Annotated in this window: 4 protein-coding genes; 1 reads left to right on the forward strand and 3 read right to left on the reverse strand. The window is 39.5% G+C overall.

Annotation, left to right across the window (positions count from 1 at the left end; genetic code table 11):
• The 3 genes from VKY50_RS04080 to VKY50_RS04090 all read right to left on the reverse strand — a co-directional run.
• A partial coding sequence (locus VKY50_RS04080) for a glycoside hydrolase family 2 TIM barrel-domain containing protein (protein WP_324299129.1) occupies positions 1-2,127 on the reverse strand: 2,127 nt, incomplete at its 3' end.
• A gap of 34 nt (positions 2,128-2,161) precedes the next feature.
• Positions 2,162-3,850 (reverse strand): RagB/SusD family nutrient uptake outer membrane protein, encoded by a 1,689-nt coding sequence (locus VKY50_RS04085; RefSeq protein WP_324299131.1) that lies wholly within the window; start codon positions 3,848-3,850, stop codon positions 2,162-2,164.
• A 10-nt stretch (positions 3,851-3,860) separates the two neighbouring features.
• The gene (locus tag VKY50_RS04090; RefSeq protein WP_324299133.1) at positions 3,861-6,959 is read right to left on the reverse strand and encodes a SusC/RagA family TonB-linked outer membrane protein; all 3,099 of its coding nucleotides are present in this window, start codon (positions 6,957-6,959) and stop codon (positions 3,861-3,863) included.
• Between the two features lie 269 nt (positions 6,960-7,228).
• Here VKY50_RS04090 and VKY50_RS04095 point away from each other — a divergent pair.
• Positions 7,229-10,077, forward strand: a 2,849-nt coding sequence (locus tag VKY50_RS04095; RefSeq protein WP_324299135.1) for a ligand-binding sensor domain-containing protein, incomplete at its 3' end; no start/stop codon positions are given.

Consider the following 10,077-nt stretch of genomic DNA (forward strand, 5'->3'; position numbering starts at 1 on the left):
TATGGTGGTATCTTGCTGAATAATTTTTATAGCCTTTGGCCTTTTGGAGGTTTCTATAGCATAGCGGGTTACTTGCGCGCCATTATTCAACCCTACCACTTCAAGCTTCCCCGGGGAATAAGGAACGTCCCAATAGATAATTCCTGTCTTGGTGTCAAAGGGTTTTTCTTCTCCAATGGTTGTTCCGTTCAATTCCAGGCGGGCATGTGTTGTGTTGGTATAGCAAACCACGCGAATCATATCCCCTTGCGCATAATTCCAAAATGGCCAGGCGTCAATGGAGAGTCGATCATCATTTCTCTTGATATAAGTACCAGCATAGATAAAGGGTTCTTCTTTCCATAAGGCTTGTCTGAAATGACCTCTTGGCTTAATGGTACCAGCAAAATCAACTAAACCGGTATTCAACCCTCTGGATGGCCAAGATCCTGATTCTCCTAGGTAGTCATATCCGGTCCATAAAAACTGGCCAAAAATAAAATCATTATCGGTGACGGCTTTCCAAGCATCGTAGCTATGTCCATTCTCACTACCGTAGATGATTCTCTCTGGATATTGCTTGTGATCAGCCAAATACTTACTTTCTGTATAATTATAACCAGCTATGTCTAAAGCTCCAGGATATGCTGTTTCATTGGACATGGCAACTCCAGCCAACCCAGCGGTTACAGGCCGGGAGGTGTCGAACTTCTTAACTACCTTAACCAATCTTTTGGCGATATCCCCTAATTGCTTTGCATCAGGGGCATCTGGGTTATAGCCCCCAAAAATGGGTTGTTTAAACCCGGTGTCTTTTCCTCCGTCCAATACCGGATGTGAATAAGGATCATTTGGATAATCTACCTCATTCCCAATACTCCAAGCAAAAACCGAAACATGGTTTCTATCTCTTCTTACCATATCGGCCAAATCTTCTTCTGCCCAATTTTTAAAAATGTCATAGGAACCTTGGAAACCGGGCTCCCCTACATTCCAACCATCAATCCATTTGCGTTTGGGATAAACCCATTCGTCATACGCTTCATTTAGCACTAAAAGCCCTATTTCATCACAAACTTCATAGAAATCTGGGCTTTGGGGATTGTGTGAAGTACGAACGGCATTAACCCCCATGGATTTTAAAGTAGAAAGCCTACTTCTCCAGATGCTTTTAGGGACTGCAGCGCCCAGAACACCAGCATCGTGATGTAGACAAACACCTTTCATCTTCATAGACTCCCCATTTAAAGAAAATCCTTTATCGGGGTCAAAACTAAATGTTCTAAATCCAGTTGTAATGGTGGACTGATCAATTATCTTATCGCCTTTATACAGGGTAGTCTTTAAACTGTATAAGTTTGGATGATCCAGACTCCATAATTTTGGTTTTCTAACCTTTATTTCAGCTAATAGCGCCTTTGAATTCCCTGCGGCGAGCTTTGTGGTTACCGAAGTGTTTCCTACCGGTATGCCTTGCTGACTGAATAGCTGATGAACAACCTTTAGATCCGAAGACTGTGGTGATTCATTTTTAAGGGTTGTCTCTATATGTAGTGTTGCTCTATTTCCTTTGACCACAGGGTGTGCGAAAACACCCCATTGATCGATGTGGATCGCATTGGCATAGACCATCCATACATCCCTGTATATACCCGATCCTGTATACCAACGTGAATCAGCATACTGACTATGATCCACACGTACGGAGATAACATTATCTTCTGCGTATTTTATGTAAGGCGTGGCATCATAGGCAAAAGAGATATATCCATTGGGGCGTTTACCTAATAAATGGCCATTGAGATACACTTCACTTCGGTTATACACCCCTTCGAAATAAATATATACTTTTTGATTCTCAAGAGCCTTCGAAGGAGTGAAATGTTTACGATACCAACCTATGCCACCAGGGAGGTACCCTGTTGCACTAGCCAATGATGGGCTCAACTGCTCACGCACACTCCAATCATGTGGTAGTTGTACCTCTTTCCATTTAGAATCCTCATAATCAACTTTGCTATAATCCTTTTGATCATCTAGGATAAATTTCCACTGGTCATTGATCCGTTGTGCATCTCCAAACCCTAATTGGGCCACAGCCGAAATTGTGGATAACCATAAGGTTAACATAACTAATCTTTTAATCATAATCTTATACTAAATATTTAAAAAACGGAATTTGTTAGTAATACGGGTTTTGTTCTAACTTATTATCGGAGGCCAATATTTCTTCTCTTGGTATGGGAAGCCAATAATGCTGTTCTTCAAATCTCTTCCCTTCCAAGGCAGTGATAATATTGTAGGTAAAATCACCGGAATCACTTTTAGTAATCGAAATACCCTGGGCAGCTTCATTTTCAGTTTGTTCCGCAATTTTCCATCTTCTCACATCATAATAACGGTGTTCCTCAAATGCTAGTTCTATCCTTCTCTCATGTCGAATACGTGCTCTCATCTGATTTTGGTCTAATCCTTCTGGAAGTAAGGGCATTCCAGCACGGGTGCGAATACTATTGATGGCATCATAGACGGATTGGTCAGGGCCACTTGCTTCATTTTTGGCCTCTGCATAATTTAACAGTATTTCAGCATATCTAAAATAGATCCAGTTCTGTGTCCCAGCAACTCCCCAAGGATTTCTTATTGGAAGATCTTCATTGATGAATTTTTTCAAATAATAGCCCGTTTTACTAGTATTCCAGTTATCGGGACCATCCTTACTATCCAATCCACCTGGAACGAAAGTCTCCACTTCCCTACCGCGGTAACTTGCGCCATTGTACAAGATGGTTTCATAGAATCTAGGATCTCTGTTTTGATATGGCGCTTGTGCCATCGCTGGATTATCCCAGCTAAAGGTCGAACCATCTGCCATTTCGTAATCATCCACTAAATTTTGTAATGGAAGATTACCTCCCCACCCGCCATAGCCATTAGGACCATTGGCAATCTCTAAATGGGTATGTAAGGCACTTAGATTGTAATATCTGGCAAAAATAGTTTCAGAGGTGGCCCCTTCTTCTAAAAACAATTCTCCGTAATCGGGATATAAACTGTAGAGTCCCATATCGATGACATCCTGCGCCGCCTTGGCAGCTTCATCCCATTTTTGTGCATCGGAAGTTCCTCCTGTGTATAGTGGACTTGCGGCATATAACAATAAACGAGACTTTAAGGCCAGTGCAGCTCCTTTGGTGGCTCTGCCGAGTTCCCAGCTAGTGCTATGCTCCCTCGGCAGATCTGGTGCAATGGCGTCAAGTTCGCTCACAACATAATTGATACCGTCCGCTATTGGGCTTCGCTTAAAAAAAGATCCTTGGGTGAAATCATCACCCAGCTCGGGAACATTATCCCCTACCAAAACTACCTCGCCGTAATTTCTAATTAGATCCTGGTACCTAAATGCTCTAATAAATCGGAGTTCTGCCTTGAGTAGCTTTTTTCCAGCAGCGCTCATTTCTACATCTTCTATATGATTCAAGGCGTAATTCACCTCACGGATACTCCTGTAGCTCCTTTTCCAAAAAGTTCCTGCGATGCCAGTATTCTCTGGAGATAACAATCCTTGTTGAATAAGCCATGTATCATCATCATTGTTATAAATGGATTCATCGGTAAGTGAACTCCACATACCATATTCAAATCCTCTTCCAAAACCTGGAGGGGTACCTTCTCCTTCTTTGTTTGTTAAACGAACTCCTAAGTACCTGTTAATAACATAGGCCTTAAACAAGGTTGAATCAGAGAGAATGGATACATCAGATACCCTATCTGTTGGGGTAATATCTAGATAATCCTTATCGCAACTAGTTACTATAAAAGTAATTAGTGCTGCGAGCATCCATATTTTATAATTGCGTATAATTTTCATAAATGTCATTTTAAAATTCAATATTCAATCCTAGATTTATGATCCTTTGTTGTGGATAAAAGTGTCCACTTTCATTGGATCCTTCGGGATCATAATCTTCCACCTCAGTGATGGTAAATAGGTTAAAACCACTGGCATAAACTCGTGCATTACTGAGGGACATTTTTTTCATCCAATCGCCAGTAAAGGTATACCCTATTTGAAGGTTCTTTAATCGAAGAAAAGCGGCATTGTTCAACCAAAAATTATTTCGGTATAATCCACCACTAACCGCTGAGCTGGATCGTTCACTCACCCGTGGATAGGATCCATTTGGGTTGTTCGGACTCCACCTGTTATCTGCCCAACTACTATAATAATTTCCGACAGTACCAGATTCAGGTAGCACATATTGACTCACCTGAGCCTGTCCGGAAAACACTGCAGAGACATCAAAATTTTTCCATGAGGCATCAAATACGAGTCCGAAAGTCATCTGAGGTATGTTTCCGTATTTGGTGCGTAACATATCATCTGCTGTAATTTCTCCATCACCATTGATATCTTCATAAATCAAATCTCCAAGTTGTGCCCCTGGAACATGAGGATAGTTATTCAAATCATCTTGTGTTCGAAATATCCCGATGGCATTATAAAGCAAGTACGTATTCAAGGGGCTTCCTGTTTGTTTTTGATACTCAAGAACTCCTGGAGCTTCATCGATAAATCCTATCTTACTTTTTGCATAAGTGAAATTCCCTTGTATGCCAAAGCGGAATTCTCTTTCAAGGGAATTTCTATATCCCATGGTAAGTTCTATCCCTTGGCTGGTAACCTTCCCAATATTCTCAGAAGGAACTAAAGGGTCAGCATCATATGGGTTGACAATACCAGTACTTCCAGGAATAGAGGCATTTCTAGCAATTAAAATTCTCGTACGATCCTGATAAAAACTAATGATTTCTGTAGTAAAATGGTCTAACCACTTTACATTTATCCCGGCATCTGTTTTATTGGCTACTTCCCATGTTATATTTGGGTTTCCCAATTTAATTAGATCCAATCCAGAGACCAATTGTCCATCAAGGATGTAACTGTTATTAAATGAATAATTATCATAATACTGGAATTGCCCGATGTTGTCATTACCCAATTTCCCGTAGGATGTTCGGATTTTTAAATCATCGAAGAAACTACTCTCGAACCAAGGTTCTTCTGATATCCGATATCCCACAGATATCGATGGAAATACACCAAACCTTTCTCCTTTAGGAAAGTTGGAAGAGCCATCAATTCTCATTTGAACTTCGGCCATGTATTTTTCTTGATAGTTATAGGCGATCCTGCTCAAGAAACTTTCTCGAGTAAAATTATAACTGCTCCCGTAATTATCAGAATCTGTAGCAGCTGCGCCCCCTTGTGAAAGTTCAGGAGTTTGAGTGGTTGGATAATGAATTCTGGAAGCACCAAAGGTATGGCTATTGGTTTCGCTTCTCTCATACCCCACAAAGGCATCTATATTATGTCCACCGAAGGAGCGATCGAAGTTTAACTTAATATTGGCCACCTTCATGGATTCATTAAAGTGTTCTTCATCTAAGGAGGCTTGTTGATCAGGTCCTCCCCCTGCCACAACAGGATCATAGGTGTCAGTTACACCATTGTAATTGTACAGGGTATAAGGGGTGCTAAATAATTTTCTTCTTTTAGAAAATTCATCCACGGAAAAAAATCCATCTACCGATAAACCCTCTAAAAAAGGAAGGTCGTAACTAGCGGTCAAAATTCCGTTAAAAACATAGGTAGGTTGCTTATCTGTACCTGCCATGGACTGAGCCATGATTATTGGATTACTGTTTTCGATTCCAGTGGAGGGCAAGCCATTTGGATACATCCCAACCACTGTTGGGTAAGCTCTGTATATTGTCCTAAAGAGATTCCCAGCGCTTTGCGTTGCAAATTGTCTATCTTCTTTCCTTCCCGAGAGTGATACTCCTATTTTTAATCTGTCACTAATCTGGGCATCGATATTGGAGCGCACATGATACTGAGTGTAATCAGTAGCACCGTCTTTATACAAACCATCTTGGGATATACTACCTAAAGAGAAATAATAATTAATATGTTCTCCTCCACCTCTAACATTTAAACTATGTCTTGTTTGGATACTGACATCTTTAAGGGTTTGCTCTGCCCAATTGGTGTTTGGATAATTCAACGGATCTGACCCATTGGTAAAGAGTTGAATCTCCTGGGGTGAATAAATTTGATTCATTCCTCCATCGGGGTTGTTGTAGTAAGCAATTTCGTTTCGAATAGTGCCAAAGGTGGCGGCATCTGCCATATCAGGAAGACGGGTTGGTGAAGAAAATCCGATATCAAAGTTATATAAAACCGATGGAGCCTGATTTTTTCGTCCTCTTTTGGTAGTAACTAAAATTACACCATTAGCAGCACGACTCCCATAAATGGCAGCCGAAGCATCTTTTAAGATTGAAATACTTTCGATGTCCTCTGGAGATAATCTTGACAATCCTCCTATCTGACCTGGAACGCCGTCCACTACCACTAATACATCGTTATTCCCTGTTGTAGCCAAACCGCGTATCGAAATACTGGAATCATCTGCTCCTGGCTCCCCTGACCTATTGTTGGCTATCACGCCAGACATTCGGCCAGAGAAGGAACTTGTAATGTTTGGTTGTGGGCTTTTTACCAGATCTTCTCCATCTACCTCGGATATGGACCCAGTTAAGGTGGCTCTTTTTTGGTTGCCATAACCCACCACAATAACCTCATCTAATGCTGCTACATCAGCCGCTAAGCTCACCTCTATAAAACTTTGGTTGTTTACAGGGATCTCTTTTGTCTGATAGCTTATATAGGAAATTACCAAGGTAGTTGTACTGGGCTGCATTACCGAAATAGTAAAGTTCCCATTAAAATCAGTGACGGTACCTTTGGTGGTACCTTTAATTATCACGGATGCTCCTGGAAGGGGAATACCTGCATCATCAAGTACCAGTCCCTTTACCTGGCTCTCTTGCGAGAAAAGCATCAAACTACATAATAGTAAAAAGGCGGTCAAGTGACACTTATAACCCTTTTCATACAATAGATCTTTGAACATAATTTAAGTTAGTTTAATTGTTTAAAAAATTACAGTTTTGAAGTTTGCGGATTCTGAAATTCAGAGCGCTTTACAATGTTCATAAAAGGGCGTTAAATTAGGGGGTGGTTTTCCGATCCAATATGGGGTGTAAATCGATCAAAAATCCTATATTGTCAGTATTCGAGTAATTTCATTTATGACTTGAGGGTTAAGTAAGAATTCCAATGAAAATTTTTAATTTAATTTTTTTACTCTTTTTTAGTTTCGTTTGTGAATGTTATTCCCAAGTGGAACAAACGCATAAAAGTATTTTTGACAGGAACTTGCAATTTCATTTAATCGATGATGCGGCCGGGTTGTCTAATAATTTCATCAACGATATATTACAGGATTCTTTGGGTTATATTTGGGTTTCAACTTTTGATGGACTCAATCGATACGACGGTACCGAGTTTAAGAAATTTAAAGACCACTTCGATTCAGAAAATAGCGGTCTTTCGAACAATTTTGTCAAAGATTTGAAATTGTTAAACCAATCCGAACTACTGATAACCACAGACAATGGTTTGGATATTTACAATTTCAAAAAAGAAACCTTCAGGGTTGTCAATTCAAAGCACGGTTTGATTAACAATAATGTCAGCGCTATAGAAATAACCACAGCGCCAAAAGTCATCATCGCCACCTACCAAGGAGGCATACAAATCGCCGACAGCAATAGGGTTTTAGAGGACCTACCTCATCTAGAAAATTTGTCCTCTAATGAAATTTCTTCCATGGCAATTCAACATGATTCTATCCTATGGGTAGGCACCTTCAATAACGGTCTGAACAAGATAAATCTTATTACTAAAAAAATTACCACTGTTGCTTATGGTCCCCATAGCAGTTTACCTACGGGAATTATCAATGAATTATACACCGATGGACAGAATAATTTATGGATAGGGAGCCGCAAGGGATTGCAGCTGATCACAAGTAAAGGGGATACCTTAAAGCTGAATAAATCCCACTCTCCTGTTTCTGGCTTGAGCGATAATGATATAATCAGTTTGAAAGATGACCGTAAGGGAAACCTGTGGATTGGTACCAGAAATGGAGGATTGAACATTCTTGAAATTAGTTCTTTACTGGACCAAAGTAAAAAACTAAAAATCAAGTGGTTCTTACCAAATACAGATGGGTCAAGTGTATATAATCGTACGGTATCAGCAATTATGATGGATCAAGAGGATAATATGTGGCTGGGAACTCCAACAGGAATTAATTATGTGAACCCCAACGCTGAATCAGTAACGTTGATTCAGCGAAATCAGATGAAAAAAAATAGCATTAGTCACAATCGTATAGGCGCCTTAATTTCTAGTAAAAATGGTCGCATATGGATAGGGACTGATGGAAATGGACTCGATTTATATGATCCAAAGAAAGGGGTTATCAAAACCCTCAGGCATCATCCCAACAATACGAACACTCTTAACAATAATTATATTCTTTCCCTACTTGAAGACCATGAGGAAAATTTATGGATAGGCACTTATAGGGGTGGTATTCATAAATTATCACCTAATCATACTCAAATTACCCATTATCTTGCGTCTTCTCCAGAGAATGGAAGCGATGTGAGAACGATATTTCAATCCGATGACAAGAACATCTGGGTAGGCACCAATAGGGGAGGATTATATAAGTATAATAGAGATAATGACAGCTTCAGCTACATCGAACTTCTGGGTAAAATTGATATTCGTGCTATTGATGCTGATCAAAATGGTGTGTTGTGGTTAGCTACCTATGGATCTGGGATTATAAGATATGATCCAAAGCAGCAATCTATTTGCGTATTTAATTCTAAAAACACCCCTGGTTTAACTAGCGATGTCATTTTTAGTGTCCTGGTTTTAAATGAGAATGATATTTTATTTGGTACGCGATATGGAGGTCTTATACGAATGAATAAGGATGGCAGCAGCGTGGAGCAGTATTTAATATCAGATGGATTGAGCAACAATACCATCTGCAGCATGATACAGCAAAACGACACCTATGTATGGATGGGAACCTATCATGGTATCAGCCGGTACAATCTTAAAAATAAAGAGATTACCGACCTGAGTTCATTGAATAATATTCAAAACGGGGAATTTAATATTGGTGCTGTGGCAATAATCGATTCAACCACCCTATTCTTCGGAGGAAATAATGGAATGAACATCATTAACGCCAAAATTTTTGATCATCCAAAACAGCAGCCTAACCTGATTATAAATCAACTTATGGTTCTTAATAAAACGGAAAAGGTTAGTGAGAAAAAAGGCGCAATTCTAGACCAAGCTATTTCCTTTAAAGAAAAAATCACCTTAAAACACAACCAAAACTCTTTTTCTATTGGATTTAGAGCTTTAAAATACCCCGATTCCCGAAAAGTGTCCTACGCTTATAAATTAGAAAATCATAACAATTATTGGATTGATACACAAGGAATTGGTGTGGCTAACTTCACCAATGTCCCACCAGGGAACTACAATTTAAAGGTGAAAATGAATTCAGGCTTTGAAGTTCCTGTATTTAAAAGCTTACAAATCACAATACTTCCGCCATTTTGGAGAACATTTTGGGCTTACCTTCTTTACCTAGTAGTTGGATCGCTATTAATTTGGGTGGTTTTAAAGTATTATTCTGAACGGGTTCGTCTTAAAAATTCATTGATTTTCGAAAAAAAACAGCGACAATTGGAACATGAATTGAATGAGGAACGCTTAAGATTCTTCACCGCATTCTCCCACGAATTAAAAACGGCACTAACTCTTGTGATTGCACCAATAGAGGACATCCTTTCCAAGGAAAAACAGAGTGGGTTAAGGGAGAAATTGCTTTTTGTACGAAAAAATGGAAAGAAACTCTCACAATCCATTAATCAGCTATTGGAATTTCGCAAGTCTGAAAAAAATTTGAGCTCCTTGAATATCGGTAGACATCCCCTTCCAAAGAAACTAAAGAAGTGGATTGAAAATTATCAGGCACTGGCCAATTGGAAAAGTATTAAACTGAGTTATCACATTGAAAAAGAGGACTCCTACTTCTTGGTGGATCTTGAAAAAATGGAGATTATTATGAATAATTTGATTTCAAATGC

Origin of the sequence: Galbibacter sp. (assembly GCF_035306585.1) — a bacterium.
Classification (GTDB): domain Bacteria; phylum Bacteroidota; class Bacteroidia; order Flavobacteriales; family Flavobacteriaceae; genus Galbibacter.